Genomic DNA, 22,215 nt, shown 5'->3' with positions numbered 1-22,215 from the left:
ATTGCCATGGATAGAGATTTGGCAATTGACCATTCTCTTTTTGTTCATTGCCCCACCATGCCCGTTTCACTGCTCAGCCTGCCCCTGCGCTACTTTCTGGAAGTGGCGCGCACCGGCTCCGTCAACCAGGCGGCGCAGCGTCTGCATGTGGCCGCGTCCGCCGTGAGCCGCCAGCTTGGCAAGCTGGAGGACAGCCTGGGGGTGGTGCTGTTCGAGCGCCAGGCGCGCGGCATGGCCTTGACCGAGGCGGGCACCCGCCTGCTGGCGCATGCCAACGCCCATGACGTGCAGTCCGTGGAGCTCATGGCGCAGTTGCGGGGGCTGTCGGCCCAAGGCGCGGTGCGCGTGCGCGTGGCCTGCACCGAGGGCTTCGCCGCCACCTTCATGCCCCTGGTGATGTCGGCCTTCCGGCAGGCGCACCCGCAGGTGCAGCTGCAGTTGCAGGTGGCCGTGCCGCACGAGGTGTCGGCCCTGGCGCTGCGCGGCGAGGTCGACCTGGCGCTGAAATACAGCGTCGCTCCCGAGAAGGGGCTGCAGCTGCTGCACTCGGCCATTGCACCGATCTACGCCATCATGCCGGCGCAGCACCCGCTCGCGCGCCAGCGCAGCGTGTCGGTGGCCGATGTGGTGCGCTACCCGCTGCTGCTGGGGGCCAGCAGCATCACCGGGCGGCAGCTGTTTGACCTGAGCTGCGCGGTGCAGGGCCTGCGCTACGTGCCTGCCGTGGAGAGCAATTTTTCCTCGGCGCTGCTGCCGCTGCTCAGCGGCCAGGACGTGGCCCTGGCCAGCTATCTGACGGCTGCGCGCTGGGTGGAGGCCGGGCTGCTGGCGGCCAGGCCGTTCGATGAAACACAGCTGCAGCAGCGGCGCCTGCAGGTGCTGGCGGCCGAGGGGCGGGTCCCGTCGGCCCTGGTGCTGCAGTTCACGCAGGCGCTGGTGGCGGCCATCGAGCAGTACGGCAAGCGCAAGGTGGGGCGGCGCAGGACCGCGGTGGCCATGCGGCCCGCCGCACCCTGACCGCCGAGGGGCGTTCACAACTGGATACCATTCGCTTCCTACGCACACCGCACCATGGCCAAGAAAGAACACGTTTCCGAGACCCAAGCCACCCAGTTGCTCAAGGCCAACAAGGTGGCTTTCACCGAACACCCCTATGACTACCTGGAGCACGGAGGCGCATTGCACAGCGCCGAGGTGCTGGGGCTCGACCCCTTCACCGTGGTCAAGACGCTGGTCATGCAGGACCAGGATGCCAAGCCGCTGCTGGTGCTGATGCACGGCAACCGCAAGGTCTCCACCAAGAACCTCGCACGCCAGATCGGCGCCAAGTCGGTGGAGCCCTGTGCCCCCGAGGTGGCCAACCGCCAGAGTGGCTACCTGGTGGGTGGCACTTCGCCGTTCGGCACACGGCGCGCCATGCCGGTGTACATCGAGGAGACCATCCTCGCCTTGCCCCGCATCGCCATCAACGGCGGGCGCAGGGGCTTTCTGGTGCAGCTGGACCCGCAGGTGTGTGTACAGCTGCTGGGGGCGAAGCCCGTGCATTGCGCGCTGGCAGAATAGGCCGCCGGGAAAAACAGCCCATGAATAGCCATTGAACAGCCTCCAAGGGCTGAACCATCCGATTACCGAGGAGTTGCTTTGACCGCCGTCTATCCCGTTCTCGCCGCCGTGGCCGCCTACCTGCTGGGCTCGCTCTCTTTCGCCGTCATCGTGACGCGCGTGATGGGACTGAGCGACCCGCGCACCTATGGCAGCAAGAATCCGGGGGCGACCAATGTGCTGCGGTCGGGCAGCAAGGCCGCGGCCATCGTGACGCTGCTGCTCGACGCCCTGAAGGGCTGGCTGCCCGTGGCGCTGGTGATGTGGTTCGGCCGCCCCTACGGGCTGGAGGACGGCACCGTGGCCATGGTGGGTCTGGCCGCCTTCCTGGGCCACCTGTGGCCGGTTTTCTTCCGCTTCCAGGGCGGCAAGGGCGTGGCCACGGCGCTGGGCGTGCTGCTGGGCATCAGCGTCTGGCTGGGGCTGGCCACGGCCGTCACCTGGCTCATCATCGCCTTCTTCTTCCGATATTCGTCGCTTGCCTCGCTGGTGGCCGCGGCATTCGCTCCGGTGTACTACCTGCTGGTGGATGGCGTGGTGTGGTACGCCGAAGGCACGATTGCCGCGTCCATCGTCGTGATGGGCGTGCTGCTGGCATGGCGCCACAAGGAGAACATCCAGCGGCTCATCGAAGGCAAGGAGTCGCGCCTGGGCAGCAAGAAGGCCAAGCCGGGAGCCGAGGCGGCACCCGGCAAGCGCTGAGGCCGGGCGGCGCTGGCCGCTGCCGGGCACCAAGGCGGCCGGGAGCCGCCTTTTTTTTGCATGGCCCCACCCGGTTTTTTCATCGGGATCAGAGCGACCCTGGCCCGGTGATGAGTCCCCGCAGCCCCGCGCTGTGCTGTGCCGCATACAGTCCCAGGCGCACCATGGTGCGGTGGTTGAGCTCCAGCCCCACGGCGGAGCGGGCCAGCGCGGACTGGATGCGGGGTTTTCCACTGGCTGTCTGGTACAGGCTGGGCTGGGCGTGGTGGTGGCCGCTGCGGTCCAGCAGGCTTGCCACCAAAGGGTGGTTGGCCTTTTCGCTGCGGCGCAGCACGATGGCCGTCTCGCCGTTGTCGAGCTTCACGAAGGTGCCTGGCGGGCACAGCCCGATGGAGCGCACCAGGGTGTAGCTCACTTCATCGCGCTGGTCCACTTCCTGGCCCACGAGGGCGCGCACCGAATCGGTCGCGCTGCGGCCTGCGCGCGACTTGCGCGGGCTGATCATGGCCGCGTAGCGGTCAATGGTGCTCAGGACGCGGGTGAGGCGGTCTTCGGGCTCTTGCTGGGCCAGCGGAACACGGTCGGCAATGCTGGCGTGGTGCTGCCCGACCACGTCCAGCCAGAGCGCGTCATTGATGAACAGGCGCTCCAGCAGCGCCTGGCTTTCCAGCGGGTGGCTCTTGATGGCCTCCTGCTGGGCCGTGGTGGGGCGCTCGCGCTGCTCGGCCAGTTCGTCCTGCAGGGCGGTCATGCCGATGTTCATGGTCAAGGCCGCGCGCACCAGGCTGTCGCGCTCGCGCGCGGGCAGTTCCAGCTCATGGGCCATGATGTGGCACAGCGTGCCGCACACCAGGGCGTGGGAGGCGCTGTAGCCCACGGTGGAGGTGGAGGCCAGCTGGAACATCAGGTACAGCGCGGCGTCGATATCGTGTGCCACCAGGTCTTGCAGCCAGCCATCGAACTGGCGCACCTTGGCGGCGAAGTCCTGCACCTGCAGCGGGCGGGACAGCAGCACCGACAGCGCGGACTCCAGGTCCGCCCACAGGCTCAGCAGGTCCTCGTATTCGCCTTCGGCGTGGTGGTGGCCGGCGTGATGGTGGACGGACATGGCGGTGCGCGTCGGGGGCTCAGTTGCGCTTTTCCAGCACCATCTGGTCGTTGATGCGGGTCATCTGGAACTCGGTCAGGAAGCTGTTGCCCAGCAGCACGTAGGGCATGGCCTGCGAGGTGATGACGGCTTCGACCCCGAACACCTCGACGTCGCCGATGCGCACCGAGTCGAGCTTCATGCGCCACCCTTGTGCCACCCCGTTGGCGGTGCTCATGCGCACGGGCTGGCCGCTCTGGTAGTTCAGGCCCATCCGCTCCGCGTCGGGCCGCCCGATGGCCACGGTGGAGGCGCCCGTGTCGACCATGTACTGCATCACGCGGCCGTTGATCGTGCCGCTGTTGACGAAATGCCCGCGGCTGTCGGCCATCAGCACAATGCGCTTGCCGCTGCCTCCCCGGCTGCCCACGCTCACGGGGGCCTCGCCCAGCCGCAGGGTGCGGCGCGTGCCATTGACTTCGATGGTGGCTTCTTCTTTGGTGACGGTAATGACCTTGACGCCCTGGTACTCATCCCCAGCACCCACCGCCTTGGGTGGGTTGGCATCCACCACCAGCAAGGCCTTGCTGCCCAGCATGCCCGCCAGCGCCACCGCCTGCGCATGAGCCCAGGACGGGGCCAAGCACAGAGCAACCAGCGCGGCCAGAGCAAAGGAGTGGATCGTCATTCGTCGATGGCGCTGTGCGCCTCCCCCGTACCTCGGAACTGGCGCGGCCCAGGTGAGGGACGCCAAGCCAGGGCCGCCCCGCAGCGAGGGCGTCGTCCCCCTGGAGGGGGAAGGCGCGAAGCGACTCAGGGGGTGCTCCATCTCAGTCGCGGAAGTTGTCGAAGGACAGGGGCACGTCGGTCACGTCCTTGCGGATGAGCGCCATGGCCGCCTGCAGGTCGTCGCGCTTGGCGCCGGTCACGCGCACCTTGTCTTCCTGGATGGCGCCCTGCACCTTGAGCTTGCTCTCCTTGAGCAGCTTCTGGATCTTCTTGGCCAGCTCGCTTTCGATGCCGTTGCGCACCTTGATGACCTGCTTGACCTTGTCGCCACCCATTTTCTGGACATCGCCCAGGTCGAGAAAGCGCACATCGACGTTGCGCTTGGTGAGCTTGTTGCGCAGCACGTCCTCGATCTGGGTGAGCTGGAAGTCGGCGTCGCCGATCAGCGTGATGTCCTTGTCCTTGATCTCGATGCTGGCCGAAGTGCCCTTGAAGTCGAAGCGGGTGGCGATTTCCTTGGCGGTGTTCTCGACCGCGTTTTTCACTTCGACGAGGTTGGCTTCGCAGACGGTGTCAAAAGATGGCATGGTGGCTCTCAATCTCAGGGGAAACGGTGCAATTCGCAGGGGGCCGGAAGGGCCCGGTGCGACAATCGGGCCAATGGTAGTCGAGAAAAACGCCCCTTTGCAGCCCTGGAACACCTTTGGCATCGCTGCGCGTGCCCAAACCCTGGTGCGCGTGCGCTCGGCGGCCGATGTGCTGGCCGTGCTGAACGATTCCGATCTGGCCGCGGCGCCCAAATTCGTCCTGGGCGGCGGCAGCAACATCATCCTGACGGGCGATGTGAAACCCGTCGTGCTCAAGATGGAGATCAAGGGCCTGCGCCTGGTGGAGAACACGCCCAAGGCCTGGATCGTGGAGGCGGGCGCGGGCGAGGTCTGGCACGACTGCGTGGCCTGGACGCTGGAGCAGGGCTATGCGGGCCTGGAGAATCTGGCGCTGATCCCGGGCACCGTGGGGGCTGCACCCGTGCAGAACATCGGCGCGTATGGCGTGGAACTGCAGGACCGCTTCGAGTCGCTGGACGCGATGGACCTGGCCACGGGCCGGTCGTTCACGCTGGACGCCGCCCAGTGCGGCTTTGGCTACCGGGATTCGGTGTTCAAGCATGCGCCGTCGGAGGCGCTGTATGCGGGCGGGTTGCCGCGCGGCATGGGCCTGGAGGGCCGGGCAGTGATCACCCATGTGCGGTTTCGCCTGCCCAAGCCCTGGAAACCGGTGCTGGGCTACCTCGACCTGGAGCGCCGCCGCATGGAAGAGGGCGTGGAGCATCCCACGGCGCGGCAGATCTTCGGCTGGGTCTGCGACATCCGCCGCGCCAAGCTGCCCGATCCGGCCGTGGTGGGCAATGCGGGCAGTTTCTTCAAGAACCCCACGGTGTCGCCGGACCAGTGCGCCGACATCATCGCGCGCGAGCCGCGCATCGTGCACTACCCCATGCCCGACGGCAGCATCAAGCTGGCCGCGGGCTGGCTGATCGATGCCTGCGGCTGGAAGGGCAAGTCCATCGGCAAGGCCGGCGTGTATGAAAAGCAGGCCCTCGTGCTGGTCAACCGGGGACGGGGTGCCGACAGCGTGACCGGCGGCGAGGTGATGACCCTGGCCAAGGCCATCCAGACCAGCGTGTATGAGCGCTTCGGCATCCGGCTGGAGCCCGAGCCCGTGGTGGTATAGCCTTCTGCACAGGCACCCGGAGCCCGCCAGAACACCGGCAGCCGGAGCCGCATAAAAAAAGCCACCTGATCGGTGGTTTTGCTATTTATTTTATAGCATCTCGCGCTTGCCTGTCCAGCGGCAGGGCATGTTTTTGTGCCTGTTTGGCAGGGCGCGGAGGCGGGCGTGCTCCCGGCCGCCCGCGCCCTTGCCAGCATCACTTGCGGTCGTTTTCCAGCTGCGCCAGTGCCGCATTGCCACCCAGCGACAGCAGGCCGGCGCGCGAGTACACGCCCAGCTTGTCGCGGGTGTCCGAGATGTCCAGGTTGCGCATGGTCAGCTGGCCGATGCGGTCCAGCGGGCTGAACGGCGCGTCTTCCACCTTTTCCATCGACAGGCGCTCGGGTGCGTAGGTCAGGTTGGGCGATTCGGTGTTGAGCAGCGAATAGTCGTTGCCACGGCGCAGCTCCAGCGTCACGGTGCCGGTCACGGCGCGCGCCACCCAGCGCTGGGCGGTCTCGCGCAGCATGATGGCCTGCGGGTCGAACCAGCGGCCCTGGTACAGCAGGCGGCCCAGCTTCAGGCCGTTCATGCGGTACTGCTCGATGGTGTCTTCGTTGTGGATGCCGGTCACCAGGCGCTCGTAGGCGATGTGCAGCAGCGCCAGGCCCGGGGCCTCGTAGATGCCGCGGCTCTTGGCTTCGATGATGCGGTTCTCGATCTGGTCGCTCATGCCCAGGCCGTGGCGCCCGCCGATGCGGTTGGCTTCGAGGATCAGTTCCACCGGGTCGTTGAACTCCACGCCGTTGAGGGCCACGGGCTGGCCTTCTTCAAAGCGCACCGAGACTTCCTCGGCTTTGACGGTCACTTCGTCCTTCCAGAACGCCACACCCATGATGGGGTTCACGATGCGGATGCCGCTGGACAGGAACTCCAGGTCCTTGGCCTCGTGCGTGGCGCCCAGCATGTTGCTGTCGGTGCTGTAGGCCTTCTCGGCGCTCATCTTGTAGCCGAATCCGGCCTGGGTCATGAACGCCGACATCTCGGCGCGGCCGCCCAGCTCGTCGATGAACAGCTGGTCCAGCCAGGGCTTGTAGATCTTGAGCGAGGGGTTGGTGAGCAGGCCGTAGCGGTAGAAGCGCTCGATGTCGTTGCCCTTGAAGGTCGAGCCGTCGCCCCAGATGTTGACGTCGTCTTCCTTCATCGCCGCCACGAGCATGGTGCCAGTCACGGCACGGCCCAGCGGCGTGGTGTTGAAGTAGGTCAGGCCACCGGTGGAGATGTGGAAGGCGCCGGCCTGCAGCGCGGCGATGCCTTCGTGGGCCAGCTGCGTGCGGCAGTCGACCAGGCGGGCCTTCTCGGCGCCGTACTCCATCGCCTTGCGGGGGATGGCGTCGTAGTCGGGTTCGTCGGGCTGGCCCAGGTTGGCGGTGTAGGCGTAGGGCACGGCGCCCTTGAGCTTCATCCAGTGCAGGGCTGCGCTGGTGTCCAGGCCGCCCGAGAAGGCGATGCCGACTTTTTGCCCCAGGGGCAGGTTTTGGAGAATGGTGGCCATGTGCGGTCGTCCGTTGTTCTTGTCGATGGAAATGCCGGTTCAGCCGAAATGGCAGATGTAGTGGTAGGCCTCGGTCACGCGGATGTCGAACTTGGAGTTGCCTGGCACGCTGAACTTCTCGCCAGCGGAGGACTTCACCCAGTTGTCGGTGCCCGCCAGCTTGTACTCGCACGAGCCCGCCACGCATTCCATGATTTCCGGCGCGCCGGTGTTGAAGGTGAGTGTCGCGGGCAGCACCACGCCCACCGACTTCTTCGTGCCATCGGGGAAGGTGATGCCGTGGCTCACGCACTTGCCGTCAAAGTACACATTGGCCTGGGTGGTGACGGACACGCCGTCGATTTTTTCGGTGGTCATGGGTGCGCTGGATAAGGTTGGAGGAAACCCCCGATTTTAGGGCAGGGGGGCGGCGGCCTGGCCGGCGGGGCCCCACTAAAAACCCTCCGCCCGCAGATCGCCCAAGCAAAAGAGCCCCGAAGGGCTCTTTGCGATGGCTGGCGCCAGGGGCTCAGCGCCAGTAGGGATTGCGGTGGTGCGGGTAGTACGGGCGGCTGTCGTAGCCGTATTCGATCACGGTGACGGGCGGCGTCACATAGGTGGGCTGCTGGTACACCGGTTGCGCGGGATAGGTGGAGGTCACCACGCCAGGCTGGCTGTACACGCCTTGCGAAGCGTACGGGTCGGGCTGCGTGGAGTAGGTCTGGCCCGCGGGCTGCACGCTCAAGGGAATCCAGCGGCCCGGATCCGTCTGGGTGCGGGTGGTGTACTGGCGCCCGGCGTACTCATAGACCACGTCGTAGCCGACCGTGCGATTTTCGTAGTACGTCTCGGTGGTGCAACGCTGCACGTTCTGGTACTGGGGCTGTCCGCCTTCGATCTGGTTGCCCAGCACGGCACCGCCCAGCACGCCGATGGCGGTGGCGGCGGCACGGCCGCTGCCTTTGCCTATGGCATTGCCGGCGGCGCCACCGGCAATGGCGCCCATCACGGCGCCAGCGCCGCTGGTGCGGTTGCCGCTGTACACCGTTTCATTGCCGCACACCTGCTGCGGCGTGGCGACCTGCTGCACGACGGGGGTGGCGGAGAGCACGCGGCCCTGCTCCTGCGCGCTGGCCATGGTGGCGATGGCCGCCATGGCGGAAAAAATGACGATCTTTTTCATGGAGAAACTCCTTTCGGGTCGGTACATAACGCACCAGACTGTGGAAAAGTTTAGGCCGGCAAGGTCAATCCAGGGCCTGGTCGCCGTAAATCTGCGTAAAGATTTGTGCAATTTCCCCGGTCTGTGCGCTTGATTCACGCGGCCGCAGGCCGTTCCATCCAGGTTTGCCACTGATCGGGGGCAAAACCCACCGAGATGTGGGTCTTGCCGCCCTGCTGCCACTCGACCACCGGGCGCTTGATCACGCTAGGCTGGGCCTGCATCAGGGCACTGGCGCTGTCTTCGCCTTGCACGGCTGCCTGGACGTTCGAGTCCAGCTTGCGCCAGGTGGTTCCCTGGCGATTGACCAGCTTCTCCCAGCCGACGGCCAACATCCAGCCGGGGAGGCGGGCGGCGGGAACGCCCTGTTTCTTGAAATCATGGAACGCGTAGTCCAGCCCCTGTTCCGTGAACCAGGCGCGGGATTTCTTGACGGTGTCGCAGTTGGGAATGCCGTAGACGGTGATGTGTGAGGTTGTCATGCCGCGCATCATCCGCCAATTGCGGCCTGGGCGACAATCCCGCCCTGTATGCATACCAAAATCCACACCCTGGAAGGCTGGCTTCGCCACTGCGAACAGCTTCACCCCCGCAATATCGAGATGGGCCTGGACCGCGTCCGTGAAGTGGCGCGCCGGATGGCCTTGCGGTTCGACTGCCCCGTGGTCACCGTGGCGGGCACCAATGGAAAAGGCTCCACCTGCGCCATGCTGGAAGCCGTGGCCCTGCAGGCGGGCTACCGCACGGGGGTGTACACATCGCCCCACCTCGTGCATTTCGAGGAGCGGTGCCGTGTGCATGGCGAGATCATTCCTGCTTCGGACCTGATAGCACATTTCGAAGCTGTGGAAAGCGCCAGGACCCAAAATGGCGATGAAGTCTCCCTTACTTACTTCGAGTTCACCACGCTGGCCATCCTGCGCCTGATGAGCCATTCCCGGCTGGATGTGGCCATCCTCGAAGTGGGCCTCGGGGGGCGGCTGGATGCCACCAACATCATTGATGCCGACTGCGCCGTCATCACCAGCATCGACATCGACCACACCGAGTTCCTGGGGCCGGACCGCGAGAGCATCGGCCGGGAAAAGGCCGGCATCATGCGCACGGGGCGCCCGGTGATCGTGAGCGACCCGATGGCGCCGCAGAGCATCGCCGACCACGCCCTCGAAATCGGGGCTGATCTGTGGCGGTTCGGCAAGGATTTCAATTTCTCGGGTGACAAGCTGCAGTGGAACTGGGCCGGCCGGGGCCGCCGCTACGCGGGGCTGGCCTATCCATCGCTGCGTGGCGCGAACCAGCTGATCAATGCATCGGGCGTGCTGGCCGCGCTGGAAGCCCTGCGCGAACGCCTGCCGGTGACGGCCCAGGCGGTGCGCAATGGCCTGGCCATGGTGGAGTTGCCGGGACGGTTCCAGATCGTGCCTGGCCAGCCCACGCTGGTGCTGGACGTGGCGCACAACCCGCACTCCGTGGCCGCGCTCACGGCCAATCTGGACGCCATGGGCTTCTTTCCCACGACCCACGCGGTCTTCGGGGCCATGGCCGACAAGGACCTGGCCCCCATGCTGGCCAAGGTAGGGCCGCTGATCGACCGCTGGTACTTCACCAATCTGCCCACGCCCCGGGCCGAGACGGCCGCCGTGCTGCAGCAGAAATGGAATGCCGTGCAGATGGTGGCGGGCGGGCGCCGCGACGTCACCTCGACCTTGCACCCGGACCCCATGGATGCCCTGCAGGCGGCAGTCGCCGCGGCGGACCCCGCTGATAGAATCGTGGTCTTTGGCTCGTTTTACACGGTGGGCGGTGTGCTGATCAATGGAACACCTCGCCTGCACGCCAAACATCTGGGCGCATAAGGTCCGCACGAGTCGTTACTCCATGGCATTTTTCAAGTTTCGGTGGCCCGGTCACAGTGAGCAACCTCAGGCCGAAAAGCCGTCCAAGCGTCCGCGCACCCCGCAGGCCGAGAGCATCGAAGTGATGCGCCGGCGTGCCCGCCACCGGCTGATCGGCGCGGCCGTCCTGGTGCTGATCGGGGTGATCGGATTTCCGATGCTGTTCGACACGCAGCCCCGCCCGATTCCGGTGGACATTCCCATCGAAATTCCGGACCGCAACAAGGTCGCTCCCCTGGTGGTGCCCGGGCCCGTGGCCGAAGCGCCAGCGCCCAGGCCTGCGACACCCACGGCTGCGGAGGCGCCTGCCCAGCGTCCGGCCCCCCCCGCACGTGGCAACGTGGCCGGCAATGGCCTGACGGAGGGCGAGGAACTGGTGCAGGGGTCGCGCCCCGCGGCATCCAGGCCGGCCGCGGCGGTCACGCCTGCCAAGCCGGAAGCAAAGCCCGAACCCAGGCCTGAGCCCAAACCCGTGCCTGAACACAAGCCCGCAGTACCGCGTCCGGACGACGCTGCGCGCGCCCGTGCCTTGCTGGAAGGCCGCCCGGCGGAATCCGCGGATGCTGCCGCCAAGGCCGATGAAAACCGGTTCATCGTGCAGGTCGGTGCCTTCGCGGACGCGGACAAGGCCCGCGAAGCGCGCACCAAGGTGGAGCGCGCCGGCATGAAAACCTATACCCAGGTGGTGGATACCAAGGACGGAAAACGCACGCGGGTTCGCGTGGGGCCGTTCGCCGACCGTGCCGAAGCCGACAAGGCGGCAGCCCGGATCAAGGCGCTGGACCTGTCCGCGTCCGTGCTGTCGCTGTAAGGCGCGCCCAGGCTGAGCGTATCCGTGGCTGCCCTGGACTGGATTTTCGTGGTGGTGCTGCTGGTATCGATGCTGATTGGCGCCTGGCGCGGTCTGGTGTTCGAGGTGCTGTCCCTGCTGGGGTGGGTGGTGTCGTTCTTCGTGGCGCAGTGGTTTGCCGAGGACATGGCGGCGGTGCTGCCCATGGGCGAATCGGCGGGCTCCCTGCGCTATGCGGCGGGTTTCGTGGTGGTGTTTGTCGCGTCGGTATTTGCCTGCGGGTTCGTGACCTGGCTGATCAAGAAGCTGGTGGACTCCATCGGCCTGCGTCCGGCGGATCGCACGCTGGGGGCCGTTTTCGGAGTGCTGCGGGGGGCGATGCTGCTGCTGGCGGTGGCCGTGGTGGCCGGACTCACGCCCCTGCGAGAAGCGCCGTGGTGGCAGGAGTCGCAGGGGGCACCGTTGCTTGCCGAAGTGCTCAAGGGCTTGAAACCGGCGTTGCCGGAAGAATTTGGAAGGCATCTGCCTTCTTGATATCGATGCGGCAGTGGCCAGAAGCTGCTGCTGCGAGGTTGCCGCGGGGCTGTTCCCGCAAACGGATGGAATACAACTATGTGTGGAATCGTCGGCGTCGTCAGTCCAGCGCCCGTCAATCAGCTGATCTATGACGCATTGCTGCTCCTGCAGCACCGCGGCCAGGACGCAGCGGGCATCGTGACCCAGCAGGGCCGCAAATTCTTCATGCACAAGGCCAAGGGCATGGTGCGCGATGTGTTTCGCACCCGCAACATGCGGGCGCTGCCGGGCAATGTGGGCCTGGGCCAGGTGCGCTATCCGACCGCAGGCAACGCCTACAGCGAGGAAGAAGCCCAGCCGTTCTACGTCAACGCCCCCTTTGGCATCGTGCTGGTGCACAACGGCAACCTGACCAATGCCCGCGAGCTGCGCACGGAACTGTTCCTGACCGACCACCGGCACACGAACACCGAAAGCGACTCCGAGGTCCTGCTGAACGTGTTCGCGCATGAGCTGGAGCGGTCGACCCGCGGCGTGCCGCTGCAGCCCGAGGACGTCTTCACGGCGGTGCGAGCCGTGCACAAGCGCATCAAGGGCTCCTACGCCGTGATCGCGCTGATCGCCGGCCATGGCCTGCTGGCCTTTCGTGACCCGCATGGCATCCGCCCGCTGGCCATGGGGCGCAGCCAGGATGGCACCGTGATGGTGGGCAGCGAGTCGGTGGCGCTGGAGGGCACCTCGCATGTGTTCGAGCGCAACATCGATCCTGGCGAGGCGATCTTCATCACGCTCGATGGCAAGGTGCATGCCAGCCAGTGCGCGGAAAACCCGCAGCTCAATCCGTGCATCTTCGAGTTCGTGTACCTCGCGCGTCCCGACTCGGTGCTCGACGGGATTTCGGTCTACCAGGCCCGCCTGAACCTCGGCGAAGCGCTGGCCAAGCGCGTGGTGTCCACCGTGCCGCCCAATGAGATCGACGTGATCATCCCGATCCCCGAGTCGAGCCGTCCGAGCGCCACACAGCTGGCGCACCTTTTGGGTATTCCGTACCGTGAAGGTTTCGTCAAGAACCGCTACGTCGGCCGCACCTTCATCATGCCGGGGCAGGGCGTGCGCAAGAAGTCCGTGCGCCAGAAGCTCAATGTGATCGCCAGCGAGTTCAAGGGCCGCAATGTGCTGCTGGTGGATGATTCCATCGTGCGCGGCACCACCAGCCGCGAAATCGTGCAGATGGCGCGCGACGCTGGCGCCCGCAAGGTGTACCTGGCCAGCGCCGCCCCGCCGGTGCGCTACCCGAACGTGTACGGCATCGACATGCCCACCAGCAGCGAGCTCGTGGCACACGGCCGCACGGTCGAAGAGATCCGCCAGGCCATCGGCTGCGATGCGCTGATCTACCAGGATGTGGATGGCATGAAGAAGGCCGTGGGCTCGCTCAATGCGTCCATCGTGGGGTTTGATGCATCGTGCTTTGACGGCGTGTACGTCACGGGGGATATCACCGCCGCCGACATCGCCCGCCTGAACGAGGGGCGCGTGGGCACGGAAGAGGGCGAGGAGGATACTTCCCGCCTGGCGCTTCCGAACGCGCAGGAGGCGTGACGGGGGGAGGGCGCCTCGTGCCCTGCCCTGAATTGCCGGGTACCGAGGCAGGGGCGCGGCCTGGCGCCCCTGCCTTCGGACGGACTGAATCTTGATACTGGCCCCGAGAGGGGCCAGAACTTATTGACATGACTGAAACATCCACCATTGCTTCCAGCACGGCCCGCGTGCGCACCCGCTTCGCCCCGTCACCGACGGGCTTCATCCACCTGGGCAACATCCGTTCGGCCCTTTATCCCTGGGCCTTCGCGCGGGCGACGGGCGGGGATTTCATCCTGCGCATTGAAGACACCGACCTCGAGCGTTCCAGCCAGGCCGCCGTGGATGTGATCATCGAGGGCATGCGCTGGCTGGGCCTGGACCACGACGAGGGGCCGTTCTATCAGATGCAGCGCATGGACCGCTACAAGGCGGTGCTGGCCGACCTGCAGGCGGCGGGCCATGTGTACTCCTGCTACATGAGCGTGGCCGAGCTGGATGCCTTGCGCGAGAAGCAGATGGCCGCCAAGGAAAAACCCCGGTATGACGGCACCTGGCGCCCCGAGGCCGGCAAGACCCTGCCGCCCGTGCCGCAAGGCGTCCAGCCCGTGCTGCGCTTCAAGAACCCGCAAGGCGGCGTGGTGGCATGGGACGACAAGGTCAAGGGCCGCATCGAGATCAGCAACGACGAGCTCGACGACCTGGTGATTGCGCGCCCCGACGGCACGCCTACCTATAACTTCTGCGTCGTGGTGGACGATATCGACATGGAGATCACCCACGTGATCCGTGGCGACGACCATGTGAACAACACGCCGCGCCAGATCAACATCTTCCGCGCCCTGGGCAAGGAACCGCCGGTGTATGCCCACCTGCCCACCGTGCTGAACGAGCAGGGCGAGAAGATGAGCAAGCGCAATGGCGCCAAGCCCGTCACGCAGTACCGCGATGAGGGCTACCTGCCCGACGCCATGGTCAACTACCTGGCGCGCCTGGGCTGGAGCCACGGCGACGACGAGATATTCAGCCGCGCGCAGTTCCTGGAATGGTTCAACCTGGACCACCTGGGCCGCAGCGCAGCCCAGTTCGACGAGGCCAAGCTGCGCTGGGTGAACGCCCAGCACCTGAAGGCCATGGCCGACGATGCGCTGGCCGCGCTGGTGGCGCCGCAGTTGCAGCAGCGCGGTATTGCGGCCCAGGCACTGGCCGACGGCCGGCTCGCGCGGATCTGCGCGCTGTTCAAGGACCGGTGCGACACGACGGTGGCGCTCGCCAACTGGGCCCAGGTGTTTTACGGTGACGTGACCCCGGTGGATGCCGAGCGCGCACAGCACGTCACCGAAGCCATTGCCCCGGCGCTCGATGCGCTGGCCGATGCGCTGGCCGCCTGCGAATGGGACAAGGCTTCCATCAGCGCTGCATTCAAGCAGGTGCTTGCCAGCCAGGGACTGAAAATGCCGCAACTGGCCATGCCTGCGCGGGTTCTGACCGTGGGCACGGCCCACACCCCGTCGGTCGATGCCGTGCTGGAATTGGTCGGACGTGAAAAAGTTGTAGCGCGTTTGCGAAACCGCTAAAAATCTGTCTATAATTCAAGGCTCAGATGATGACAACAAACACAGTGTGTTTCGAGTCATTCAGTGGGGGTATAGCTCAGCTGGGAGAGCGCTTGCATGGCATGCAAGAGGTCATCGGTTCGATCCCGTTTACCTCCACCAAAGTTTGTTGTCGGTTAGTTCCAAGGTTTTGACCCTATCGTCTAGAGGCCTAGGACATCACCCTTTCACGGTGAGTACCGGGGTTCGAATCCCCGTAGGGTCGCCAAGTTGTAGCGCTTGGCTTGTATTGAGAGATGCAAGCGAAAAGCTGCCTGCCAGGAGTGGTAGTTCAGTTGGTTAGAATACCGGCCTGTCACGCCGGGGGTCGCGGGTTCGAGTCCCGTCCACTCCGCCAGTCAAAAACCCTTGCAGGTCTTTGATATGCAAGGGTTTTTCTTTGGTGTCATCCAGAGAATCGTGGGGGTATAGCTCAGCTGGGAGAGCGCTTGCATGGCATGCAAGAGGTCATCGGTTCGATCCCGTTTACCTCCACCAAGGTTTGTTGTCGGTTAGTTCCAAGGTTTTGACCCTATCGTCTAGAGGCCTAGGACATCACCCTTTCACGGTGAGTACCGGGGTTCGAATCCCCGTAGGGTCGCCAAGTTGTAGCGCTTGGCTTGTGTTGATGAAATGCAAGCGAAAGCTGCCTGCCAGGAGTGGTAGTTCAGTTGGTTAGAATACCGGCCTGTCACGCCGGGGGTCGCGGGTTCGAGTCCCGTCCACTCCGCCAGATTCACATGGCACAGCCCGTCGCTGGTTGTGCCGTGGTCCAAATAAACGGACTGCAGTATTGATTGCTGCAGTCCGTTTTTCTTTGCCCATTTCCATTTGCTTTGTGGGTTTCATGGCGGATATCGGTCTTGTGCTCCGGCGGCAGGAAATCACCGCCGCCGACTTCTGCATTGACGGCATGGCGGCGGGCTCCTGCTTTTCCCTCATCCCAGTGACTGCAGGGCCGCCACGGTTTCGCGCAGGCCCCGGTGCAGGCGCTTGTCCCGGCGCATGACGACGGCCAATGTGCGGCGCAGGGGTGGCGACAGCGGCCGTACTTCGAGGCTGCCCTGGTGCCCGTCCCGTACGGCCATGCCCGGCAGCACGGCGCAGCCCAGGCCGGCCGCGACCAGCTCCTTGATCGCCTCCACGCTGCCCAGCGACATGGCCGGCTGCAGTGCCACCCCCGCCCGGGCGAACCAGGCATCGGCGATCCGGCGGGTGTGGCCGCCGGGCTCGTACAGCAGCACGGGATGCCGCGCCAGTTCCTTGGCGCCAATCCGCGCCGGCAGCGCGGTGCCTCGCGGGGCGATCGCGACGAACGAGTCGTCCAGCAGGGGTGACACCTCCAGCATGCGCCCGCTGGCGGGCAGCGTGACCAGTCCCAGGTCCAGCGTGTTGTCCTCCACCGCCTGGACAATGTCGGCCGTGTTGCCGGTGCGCACGGTGATGTCGAGGCCGGGAAAGCACTGCCGCAGCGACCGCAGCACCGGTGGCAGCAGGTAGATGCAGGCCGTCGCGCCGGTGCCCAGGCGTACGCGACCGGTGGCACTGTCGGCATGGCGGGAGACGGCCTCCAGGGCCTCGGCCACCACCGCATCGATGCGGCCCACATGGGCCAGCAACTCGGCACCCGCCGCCGTGGGGCGCAGCACCCGGCCGACGCGCTCGATCAAAGGCGTGCCCAGGCGCTTTTCGAGCTGGCGCACCTGCAGGCTCACGGCCGGTTGGGTGAGGTCCAGGCGCTGCGCCGCGGCAGAGAAGCTGCCGAGTTCAAGGGCGGTGGCAAAGCCGTGAAGCTGGTCGAGATTGATGCGTTCCATGGCAAAGAATTTCTCATACTTTGCATAACTTGAGAAAGCTTCTTTTATGCATGGAAGCTTGCCACACTGTCGGTCATGCACACCTCGACGACCATTCCCCTGCCCATCTTGAAATCCACCCCGCCAGCGCCACCGAACCGGACTCGCGCAGCAGCCGCCGCCGGGCGCTCCGCACCCGTGGTGCGCGGCGCCAGCGAGAACGACCTGCCCGCCATCCAGGCGCTGTACGCCCACCACGTGCTGCACGGGCTGGCTTCTTTCGAGGAAATACCTCCGACGGTTGATGAACTGCGCGCACGGCGCGCTGCCGTGGTGGCTGCCGGCCTGCCCTATCTGGTGGCGGAACTGGACGGCATGGTGGCCGGGTTTGCCTACGCCGTGCCGCACCGGGCCCGGGTGGCCTACCGCCACACGGTGGAGGACTCGGTGTACGTGGCGCCCGATCTTTCAGGGAGAGGCCTCGGGGCTGCGCTGCTGGGCGAACTCATCCGGCATTGCGAGGCGGGGCCGTGGCGCCAGATGCTCGCGGTGGTGGGGCAGGGCGATGACAACGCCGGCTCGATGGCATTGCATGCCCGCATGGGGTTCGAGCGCATTGGCGCACTGCGCTCCGTGGGCTTCAAGAAAGGCCGCTGGCTGGACACCGTTTTGATGCAGCGGCCGCTGGGTGCAGGGGATTCGGTGCTGCCCGCCGCGCAGCCGCCGCGCCCGGCGCCGCAGCGGCACGCGGCCTAGGCTGGCGGACGCACCGCCGCGCCCCATGGCGCCTGGGGGAAGCGCCCGGCCTCCGCCCTGGTTCTTCCATGAAACAGCCCCGGACAAGCCCAGGGCTCAGGAGTTATGGGAAAAATGGCCCCAGCGCTTTCACAATAAGCGCTGGATGCTATAAATTGAATAGCATCAGCGGGGTGCGAGCCGGATCGCGCCGTCCAGGCGGATCACTTCGCCGTTGAGCATGTCGTTTTCGAAAATGTGCTGCACGAGCTTGGCATAGTCCTGCGGCGTTCCCAGGCGGCTGGGGAAGGGCACTCCGGCCGCGAGCGCATCCTGCACCTCCTGGGGCATGCCAAAGAGCATGGGCGTGCCGAAGATGCCGGGCGCAATCGTCATGTTGCGGATGCCGTTGCGGGCCAGGTCGCGCGCGATGGGCAGGGTCATGCCAACCACGCCGCCCTTGGAGGCCGAATAGGCCGCCTGGCCGATCTGGCCGTCGTAGGCGGCCACGCTGGCGGTGGAGATCAGCGCGCCGCGCTCGCCCGTGGGCTCGGGGTCGTTCTTGCACATCGCCTCGGCGGCCAGGCGGATCATGTTGAAGCTGCCGATCAGGTTCACGGTGACGGTCTTGCTGAAGACGGCCAGCGCGTGCGCACCGTTCTTGCCGACCGTCTTTTCCGCGGGTGCGATGCCCGCGCAGTTCACCAGGCCCATCAGCTTGCCCATCGAAACGGCCTTCGCCACCACGGCCTGGCCGTCGGCCTCGCTGCTCACATCGCACTTCACGAAGGCACCGCCAATGTCCTTGGCCACGGCCTCGCCTTTTTCCGCCTGCATGTCGGCAATGACCACCTTGCCGCCCTGGGCGGCCAGCATGCGCGCCGTGCCTTCGCCCAGGCCGGACGCGCCGCCGGTCACGATGAAAACCTTGCCTTTGATGTCCATGTTCTGTCTCCAGTGAGTGACGTTAACGTAAACGTCAATTATGGCGCATCCGCCTGGTTTCCGACAGGCGAAAAAAAGCCCGGCGAGGCCGGGCCTGGCGCAAACCCCGCGCCGCGGGGCCGCACGGGCGGGTTACTGGAAGCCCACGCGGTCCAGCATCTGCTGCACCTTGGTCGTGTTGGCGCCCACCGCGCTGATCGGAATGGTCTCGCTCTTGAAGGGCGCACCGCCGGTCATGGCCTTGAGCGCGGGGTTGTCGATGCTGACGCCCTTGGCGGCGGGCCATTCGTTGTTGCCGTTGGCAAAGTAGTTCTGCGCTTCAGGGCTGACAAGGTACTCGAGGAACTTGATGGCGTTGGCCTGGTTCTTGGAGTGCTTGGCCACCGCGCCGCCAGCAATGTTCAGGTGCGTGCCCCAGGAATCCTGGTTGGGGAACACCACGCCGACCTTGTTGACCACGGCCACGTCCTCGGGCTTGGTCGAGCGCATCATGCGCGCGAGGTAGTAGCTGTTGGTGACGGCGATATCGCATTCGCCCGCGGCCACGGCCTTGATCTGGTCGGTGTCCCCGCCCTTGGGAGGGCGCGCCAAGTTGGCCACCATGCCCTTGAGCCAGGCCTCCGCCTTCTGTTCGCCCAGATGTTCGGTCACGGCGCCGAAGAGGCTCAGGTTGTAGGGATGCGAGCCGGAGCGGATGCACAGCTTGCCCTTGTTCTTGGGGTCGCCGAGCTCCTCATAGGTGTCGACGTCCGACTTCTGCACCTTGATCTTGCTGTAGACGATCACGCGTGCGCGCGTGGACAGTCCGAACCAGGAAATGCCCCCGTCTGCCGCTGGCGCGCTGCGCAGATTGGCGGGAATGGCGTCGCTGAGCACCTTGGACTGGATGGGCTGGAACAGGCCGTCGACTTCTCCCTTGTAGAGGCGGGCGGCATCCACCAGCAGGATCACGTCCGCCGGCGATGCCGTGCCTTCGGCCTTCAGGCGTGCCAGGATGCCGGCGTCGTCCGCATCCACGCGGTTGATCTTGATGCCCGTGGCCTTGGTGAATCCGCTGTACAGCGCTTCGTCGGTGGAGTAGTGGCGGGCCGAGTAGAGATTCACCACCTGGTCCTGGGCGGAAACGGCGCCGGCGGCAACGGCCAGCGTGCACGCGCTCAACAAGGCTTTCACAGTCTTCGACATGGATGCGTCTTTCAAGGTTGTAACTCTGGCGATGATAAAACAAACGCGAATTATTCTTAATAAATGTCTGGGGCGCGCCAAGGAATTCAGAGGGGATTCCTGACGCAGCGCAAGCGCCGGAAGGGTGTCGCCAGGACACAGGCAAAAAAAAGCCCGGTCATGAACCGGGCTTTAAAAGGATCCCTGAAACGGGGGTTTCGAGAGGATCCAAGGAGACAACTGGTGCGCCGTGGAGGGCTTCCGCAGCGCGTGGTTGAATTATCAGGGTATTCCCTGAACGCGGCCTAGAGGTTGCACTCCAGACCGCAGATGGCTCATTAGCGCTTGCGGGGTGCAGCGGTCTTGGCGGCGTTGGCAGCGGTGCTGGCCACGGCGTTGAAGTTGGCTTCGGCCACGTCGGACGCTTGCTTGACGGCCTTCTGCACCGATTCAAAAGCGTTGTTGGCGGCAGAGACGGCGCTCTTCATCACGGCCACGGCGGTTTCGGAACCGGCGGGAGCGTTCTTGGCGGCGCTGTCCACCAGGTTGGTGAATGCCTTTTGCGCGTCGGTGGCCTGGCTCTCGAAAGCCTTGCCGAATTCAGCGCCGGTGCCCGAAGCGATGTCGTACAGGTGGCGGCTGTAGGCGGCGGTCTTCTCAGCCAGTGGCTGGAACAGGCCGGCTTGCAGGGCCAGCAGCTCTTGCGCGTCCTTCACGCCCAGGACGGCCTGGGTGTGGTTGGCGGCTTCCGACAGGGCAGCGCGCGAAGCGGTCACGTTCAGTTCGACCAGCTTTTCCACGCCTTCGAAGGCCTTGGTGGTCAGACCGAACAGGGTTTCGATGTTGGCTTTGTGCGAGGCCAGGATTTGTTCAGCGGTCAGCGTCATGTCATATCTCCTAAAAAATGGGGCCCGGGGGCCAAGGTGGTTCGCGGACATCTGCGCTGGCCCTGACCTGGTGAGTCATGTTGCAGTGCAGCATGGGATGAATTTTAGGCACTTGGCGTGGTATTGCAAGGGGTTTTTGTTGCGCTGCAGCAAATTAGGGACGGCGCCCCAGAAATCCGCCGCTTGCCACAATCGCGTCATGCATGCCTATTACGCAGACCATTTCGTGCTGCCGCTTCCCGAGGGCCACCGGTTCCCGATGGCCAAGTACCGGCTGCTGCGCGACCGCATCACGCAGCACCTGCCCGGCGTGTCGCTGCAGGTGGCCATGCCCGCGTCGGACAGCGAGCTCGCGCTGGCCCACACGCCGGAGTACGTCGATGCGATTGCCGACGGCACGCTGGCACCTCCCGCCCAGCGCGAGATCGGCTTCCCCTGGAGCGAGGCCATGGCCGAGCGCGCACGGCGGTCCGTGGGCGCGACGGTGGCCGCCGCCCGCGTGGCGCTGCGCGAGGGCATTGCGGGCAACCTCGCAGGGGGCACGCACCATGCATATGCGGACAAGGGCAGCGGCTTTTGCGTGTTCAATGACGTGGCGGTGGCCGCGCGGCTCATGCAGGTGGAATGGGCGCGCACGGAGGGTGCGGGGCGTGTGGCCCGCCCGCTGCGGGTGGCGGTGATCGACCTCGACGTGCACCAGGGCAACGGCACGGCGCACATCTTCCGGGGCGACCACAGCGTGTTCACGCTGTCACTGCACGGGGCGCGCAATTTTCCGTTCCGCAAGGAGCCCGGCGACCTGGATGTCGAGCTGCCCGACGGCTGCGCCGACCCCGACTACCTGCAAGCCCTGGAGCAGGCGCTCGAGACCCTGGAGCAGCGGTTCGCGCCCCAGCTCGTTTTCTATCTGGCCGGTGCCGATCCGCATGAAGGAGACCGCCTGGGGCGGCTGGCCGTGACGCACGATGGCCTGGAGGCGCGCGACCGGCGCGTGTTCGACTGGGCGTGGCAGCGCCGCATTCCCCTGGCTTTCGCGATGGCGGGGGGCTATGGCCGCAATCTGGAAGACACGGTGCTGGCGCAGCTGAACACCTGGCGCGTGGCCTGGCAGTACCACCAGCGCTGGCAGAATGTGCGGCCATGACTTCTGCCGCCAGCACCACCCCTGCCGCTGCGCCCGCGCCGGCCGCCCGCCCGTCCCCGCAGCCGCGCAGCGCCTACCGGGCCTTTCGCCCCATCACCACGCGCTGGGCGGACAACGACGTGTACGGCCATGTGAACAACGTCGTGTACTACAGCTGGTTCGACACGGCGGTGAATGCCCACCTGATCGACCAAGGCGTGCTCGATATCCATGCGGGCGAGACCATAGGCCTGGTCATTGAAACCCAGTGCAACTACTTCGCGCCACTGGCCTTCCCGCAGACGATCGAGGCCGGCATTCGCGTGGCACGGCTGGGCGGCTCCAGCGTGCGGTATGAGGTGGGCCTGTTTGCGCAGGGCGAGCCGTTGACCGCTGCGGCCGGCCATTTCATCCATGTGTATGTGGACCGCGAGACCCGCCGGCCCGTGCCGGTGCCAGAGGCCCTGCGCAAGGTCCTGCAAGAGCTGGTGGTGGCCGGCTGAGCACCGGCGGGCCTGCTATTGATCCGTTAGCTTCTCGCGCTTCTCCCAAGGGCGCGAAGGGCCTTTTTCCCCAGCGCATGGCGTCGCATGCCCGTG

General features: G+C 65.7%; 23 protein-coding genes and 6 tRNA genes. 18 read left to right on the top strand and 11 right to left on the bottom strand.

All coding sequences use genetic code 11. From position 1 onward, the window contains the following. Positions 1–57 precede the first annotated feature (57 nt). The 3 genes from KW843_RS23295 (at position 58) to plsY (ending at position 2,304) form a co-directional block, all read left to right on the top strand. Positions 58–1,017 (top strand): LysR family transcriptional regulator, encoded by a 960-nt coding sequence (locus tag KW843_RS23295; protein WP_218297523.1) that lies wholly within the window; start codon positions 58–60, stop codon positions 1,015–1,017. Positions 1,018–1,071: 54 nt separating this feature from the next. Continuing rightward, positions 1,072–1,563 (top strand): aminoacyl-tRNA deacylase, encoded by a 492-nt coding sequence (locus KW843_RS23290; RefSeq protein WP_218297522.1) that lies wholly within the window; start codon positions 1,072–1,074, stop codon positions 1,561–1,563. A 78-nt stretch (positions 1,564–1,641) separates the two neighbouring features. After that, the gene (gene plsY / locus KW843_RS23285; RefSeq protein WP_218297521.1) at positions 1,642–2,304 is read left to right on the top strand and encodes a glycerol-3-phosphate 1-O-acyltransferase PlsY; all 663 of its coding nucleotides are present in this window, start codon (positions 1,642–1,644) and stop codon (positions 2,302–2,304) included. Positions 2,305–2,392: 88 nt separating this feature from the next. Here the strand turns inward: plsY and KW843_RS23280 are convergent, their stop codons facing one another. The 3 genes from KW843_RS23280 to KW843_RS23270 form a co-directional block, all read right to left on the bottom strand. Further along, complete coding sequence (locus KW843_RS23280) at positions 2,393–3,412, bottom strand: HD-GYP domain-containing protein (protein WP_218297520.1); 1,020 nt, start codon at positions 3,410–3,412, stop codon at positions 2,393–2,395. A 19-nt stretch (positions 3,413–3,431) separates the two neighbouring features. Continuing rightward, positions 3,432–4,079 carry a TIGR02281 family clan AA aspartic protease gene (locus KW843_RS23275; protein WP_218297519.1) on the bottom strand — a complete coding sequence of 216 codons (648 nt, stop codon included), beginning with the start codon at positions 4,077–4,079 and terminating at the stop codon, positions 3,432–3,434. A gap of 142 nt (positions 4,080–4,221) precedes the next feature. Next, positions 4,222–4,707, bottom strand: a complete 486-nt coding sequence (locus KW843_RS23270) for a YajQ family cyclic di-GMP-binding protein (RefSeq protein WP_218297518.1) — start codon at positions 4,705–4,707, stop codon at positions 4,222–4,224. A 73-nt stretch (positions 4,708–4,780) separates the two neighbouring features. On the opposite strand from KW843_RS23270, the gene murB reads away from it, so the two are divergent. Further along, positions 4,781–5,854 (top strand): UDP-N-acetylmuramate dehydrogenase, encoded by a 1,074-nt coding sequence (gene murB, locus KW843_RS23265; protein WP_218297517.1) that lies wholly within the window; start codon positions 4,781–4,783, stop codon positions 5,852–5,854. 196 nt (positions 5,855–6,050) lie between these two features. Here murB and argG read toward each other — a convergent pair whose 3' ends face one another. From argG to KW843_RS23245, 4 genes are all read right to left on the bottom strand, one after another. Further along, positions 6,051–7,388, bottom strand: a complete 1,338-nt coding sequence (gene argG / locus KW843_RS23260) for an argininosuccinate synthase (RefSeq protein ID WP_218297516.1) — start codon at positions 7,386–7,388, stop codon at positions 6,051–6,053. Between the two features lie 39 nt (positions 7,389–7,427). Then, entirely contained in the window at positions 7,428–7,745 is a 318-nt protein-coding gene (locus KW843_RS23255; RefSeq protein ID WP_218297515.1) for a pyrimidine/purine nucleoside phosphorylase, read from the bottom strand. Between the two features lie 151 nt (positions 7,746–7,896). Beyond that, complete coding sequence (locus tag KW843_RS23250) at positions 7,897–8,550, bottom strand: glycine zipper 2TM domain-containing protein (RefSeq protein ID WP_218297514.1); 654 nt, start codon at positions 8,548–8,550, stop codon at positions 7,897–7,899. 134 nt (positions 8,551–8,684) lie between these two features. Continuing rightward, the gene (locus KW843_RS23245; protein ID WP_218297513.1) at positions 8,685–9,071 is read right to left on the bottom strand and encodes an arsenate reductase; all 387 of its coding nucleotides are present in this window, start codon (positions 9,069–9,071) and stop codon (positions 8,685–8,687) included. A gap of 48 nt (positions 9,072–9,119) precedes the next feature. On the opposite strand from KW843_RS23245, the gene folC reads away from it, so the two are divergent. The 11 genes from folC to KW843_RS23190 all read left to right on the top strand — a co-directional run bounded on the left by folC (position 9,120) and on the right by KW843_RS23190 (position 15,699). Then, positions 9,120–10,445: a bifunctional tetrahydrofolate synthase/dihydrofolate synthase gene (gene folC, locus KW843_RS23240; RefSeq protein ID WP_218297512.1), complete on the top strand. Its 1,326-nt coding sequence runs from the start codon at positions 9,120–9,122 to the stop codon at positions 10,443–10,445. 22 nt (positions 10,446–10,467) lie between these two features. Beyond that, positions 10,468–11,295 carry an SPOR domain-containing protein gene (locus tag KW843_RS23235; RefSeq protein WP_218297511.1) on the top strand — a complete coding sequence of 276 codons (828 nt, stop codon included), beginning with the start codon at positions 10,468–10,470 and terminating at the stop codon, positions 11,293–11,295. Positions 11,296–11,319: 24 nt separating this feature from the next. After that, positions 11,320–11,808, top strand: a complete 489-nt coding sequence (locus tag KW843_RS23230) for a CvpA family protein (RefSeq protein WP_218297510.1) — start codon at positions 11,320–11,322, stop codon at positions 11,806–11,808. Positions 11,809–11,886: 78 nt separating this feature from the next. Next, positions 11,887–13,392 carry an amidophosphoribosyltransferase gene (gene purF / locus KW843_RS23225; protein WP_218297509.1) on the top strand — a complete coding sequence of 502 codons (1,506 nt, stop codon included), beginning with the start codon at positions 11,887–11,889 and terminating at the stop codon, positions 13,390–13,392. Positions 13,393–13,520: 128 nt separating this feature from the next. Then, complete coding sequence (gltX, locus tag KW843_RS23220) at positions 13,521–14,948, top strand: glutamate--tRNA ligase (RefSeq protein WP_218297508.1); 1,428 nt, start codon at positions 13,521–13,523, stop codon at positions 14,946–14,948. A gap of 65 nt (positions 14,949–15,013) precedes the next feature. After that, positions 15,014–15,089 (top strand) — tRNA-Ala (locus KW843_RS23215). Between the two features lie 30 nt (positions 15,090–15,119). Further along, positions 15,120–15,195 (top strand) — tRNA-Glu (locus KW843_RS23210). Between the two features lie 52 nt (positions 15,196–15,247). Beyond that, positions 15,248–15,324 (top strand) — tRNA-Asp (locus KW843_RS23205). Between the two features lie 64 nt (positions 15,325–15,388). Next, positions 15,389–15,464 (top strand) — tRNA-Ala (locus tag KW843_RS23200). Between the two features lie 30 nt (positions 15,465–15,494). Continuing rightward, positions 15,495–15,570: transfer RNA gene (locus tag KW843_RS23195), tRNA-Glu, on the top strand. A gap of 52 nt (positions 15,571–15,622) precedes the next feature. Then, positions 15,623–15,699: transfer RNA gene (locus tag KW843_RS23190), tRNA-Asp, on the top strand. A gap of 205 nt (positions 15,700–15,904) precedes the next feature. Here the strand turns inward: KW843_RS23190 and KW843_RS23185 are convergent. Continuing rightward, positions 15,905–16,783 (bottom strand): LysR family transcriptional regulator, encoded by an 879-nt coding sequence (locus KW843_RS23185; RefSeq protein ID WP_218297507.1) that lies wholly within the window; start codon positions 16,781–16,783, stop codon positions 15,905–15,907. Between the two features lie 75 nt (positions 16,784–16,858). Between KW843_RS23185 and KW843_RS23180 the strand changes: the two genes are divergently transcribed. Continuing rightward, positions 16,859–17,518, top strand: coding sequence for a GNAT family N-acetyltransferase (locus KW843_RS23180; RefSeq protein ID WP_218297506.1), 660 nt, complete (start codon positions 16,859–16,861; stop codon positions 17,516–17,518). A gap of 165 nt (positions 17,519–17,683) precedes the next feature. Here KW843_RS23180 and KW843_RS23175 read toward each other — a convergent pair whose 3' ends face one another. The 3 genes from KW843_RS23175 to KW843_RS23165 all read right to left on the bottom strand — a co-directional run bounded on the left by KW843_RS23175 (position 17,684) and on the right by KW843_RS23165 (position 20,493). Then, positions 17,684–18,442, bottom strand: a complete 759-nt coding sequence (locus tag KW843_RS23175; RefSeq protein WP_218297505.1) for a 3-hydroxyacyl-CoA dehydrogenase — start codon at positions 18,440–18,442, stop codon at positions 17,684–17,686. 132 nt (positions 18,443–18,574) lie between these two features. Beyond that, a complete protein-coding gene (locus KW843_RS23170) occupies positions 18,575–19,627 on the bottom strand; it encodes an extracellular solute-binding protein (protein WP_218297504.1) in 1,053 nt (350 codons plus the stop codon). Positions 19,628–19,944: 317 nt separating this feature from the next. Further along, on the bottom strand, positions 19,945–20,493 hold the full coding sequence (locus KW843_RS23165) for a phasin family protein (RefSeq protein WP_094290910.1): 549 nt from the start codon (positions 20,491–20,493) through the stop codon (positions 19,945–19,947). A 199-nt stretch (positions 20,494–20,692) separates the two neighbouring features. Between KW843_RS23165 and KW843_RS23160 the strand changes: the two genes are divergently transcribed. Further along, a complete protein-coding gene (locus tag KW843_RS23160; protein WP_218297503.1) occupies positions 20,693–21,637 on the top strand; it encodes a histone deacetylase in 945 nt (314 codons plus the stop codon). After that, positions 21,634–22,119 (top strand): thioesterase family protein, encoded by a 486-nt coding sequence (locus KW843_RS23155; protein ID WP_218297502.1) that lies wholly within the window; start codon positions 21,634–21,636, stop codon positions 22,117–22,119. The genes KW843_RS23160 and KW843_RS23155 overlap by 4 nt, the downstream gene beginning before the upstream one ends. Positions 22,120–22,215 lie beyond the last annotated feature (96 nt).

This window comes from Acidovorax sp. sif1233 (genome assembly GCF_019218755.1).
GTDB lineage: Bacteria > Pseudomonadota > Gammaproteobacteria > Burkholderiales > Burkholderiaceae_C > Acidovorax.
Note: the sequence above shows the minus strand (reverse complement) of the source record. Positions and strands in the feature narration are given on the sequence as shown.

What these genes read in the sequence shown, in the direction of transcription:
- KW843_RS23280 (WP_218297520.1), bottom strand. Translation starts at nt 3,412, where the DNA reads ATGTCCGTCCACCATCACGCCGGCCACCACCACGCCGAAGGCGAATAC.
- KW843_RS23175 (WP_218297505.1), bottom strand. Translation starts at nt 18,442, where the DNA reads ATGGACATCAAAGGCAAGGTTTTCATCGTGACCGGCGGCGCGTCCGGC.
- KW843_RS23185 (WP_218297507.1), bottom strand. Translation starts at nt 16,783, where the DNA reads ATGGAACGCATCAATCTCGACCAGCTTCACGGCTTTGCCACCGCCCTT.
- KW843_RS23275 (WP_218297519.1), bottom strand. Translation starts at nt 4,079, where the DNA reads ATGACGATCCACTCCTTTGCTCTGGCCGCGCTGGTTGCTCTGTGCTTG.
- KW843_RS23270 (WP_218297518.1), bottom strand. Translation starts at nt 4,707, where the DNA reads ATGCCATCTTTTGACACCGTCTGCGAAGCCAACCTCGTCGAAGTGAAA.
- KW843_RS23160 (WP_218297503.1), top strand. Translation starts at nt 20,693, where the DNA reads ATGCATGCCTATTACGCAGACCATTTCGTGCTGCCGCTTCCCGAGGGC.
- KW843_RS23165 (WP_094290910.1), bottom strand. Translation starts at nt 20,493, where the DNA reads ATGACGCTGACCGCTGAACAAATCCTGGCCTCGCACAAAGCCAACATC.
- KW843_RS23245 (WP_218297513.1), bottom strand. Translation starts at nt 9,071, where the DNA reads ATGACAACCTCACACATCACCGTCTACGGCATTCCCAACTGCGACACC.
- KW843_RS23180 (WP_218297506.1), top strand. Translation starts at nt 16,859, where the DNA reads ATGCACACCTCGACGACCATTCCCCTGCCCATCTTGAAATCCACCCCG.
- KW843_RS23235 (WP_218297511.1), top strand. Translation starts at nt 10,468, where the DNA reads ATGGCATTTTTCAAGTTTCGGTGGCCCGGTCACAGTGAGCAACCTCAG.
- murB (WP_218297517.1), top strand. Translation starts at nt 4,781, where the DNA reads ATGGTAGTCGAGAAAAACGCCCCTTTGCAGCCCTGGAACACCTTTGGC.
- argG (WP_218297516.1), bottom strand. Translation starts at nt 7,388, where the DNA reads ATGGCCACCATTCTCCAAAACCTGCCCCTGGGGCAAAAAGTCGGCATC.
- KW843_RS23170 (WP_218297504.1), bottom strand. Translation starts at nt 19,627, where the DNA reads ATGTCGAAGACTGTGAAAGCCTTGTTGAGCGCGTGCACGCTGGCCGTT.
- KW843_RS23295 (WP_218297523.1), top strand. Translation starts at nt 58, where the DNA reads ATGCCCGTTTCACTGCTCAGCCTGCCCCTGCGCTACTTTCTGGAAGTG.
- KW843_RS23250 (WP_218297514.1), bottom strand. Translation starts at nt 8,550, where the DNA reads ATGAAAAAGATCGTCATTTTTTCCGCCATGGCGGCCATCGCCACCATG.
- gltX (WP_218297508.1), top strand. Translation starts at nt 13,521, where the DNA reads ATGACTGAAACATCCACCATTGCTTCCAGCACGGCCCGCGTGCGCACC.
- folC (WP_218297512.1), top strand. Translation starts at nt 9,120, where the DNA reads ATGCATACCAAAATCCACACCCTGGAAGGCTGGCTTCGCCACTGCGAA.
- purF (WP_218297509.1), top strand. Translation starts at nt 11,887, where the DNA reads ATGTGTGGAATCGTCGGCGTCGTCAGTCCAGCGCCCGTCAATCAGCTG.
- KW843_RS23155 (WP_218297502.1), top strand. Translation starts at nt 21,634, where the DNA reads ATGACTTCTGCCGCCAGCACCACCCCTGCCGCTGCGCCCGCGCCGGCC.
- KW843_RS23255 (WP_218297515.1), bottom strand. Translation starts at nt 7,745, where the DNA reads ATGACCACCGAAAAAATCGACGGCGTGTCCGTCACCACCCAGGCCAAT.
- KW843_RS23290 (WP_218297522.1), top strand. Translation starts at nt 1,072, where the DNA reads ATGGCCAAGAAAGAACACGTTTCCGAGACCCAAGCCACCCAGTTGCTC.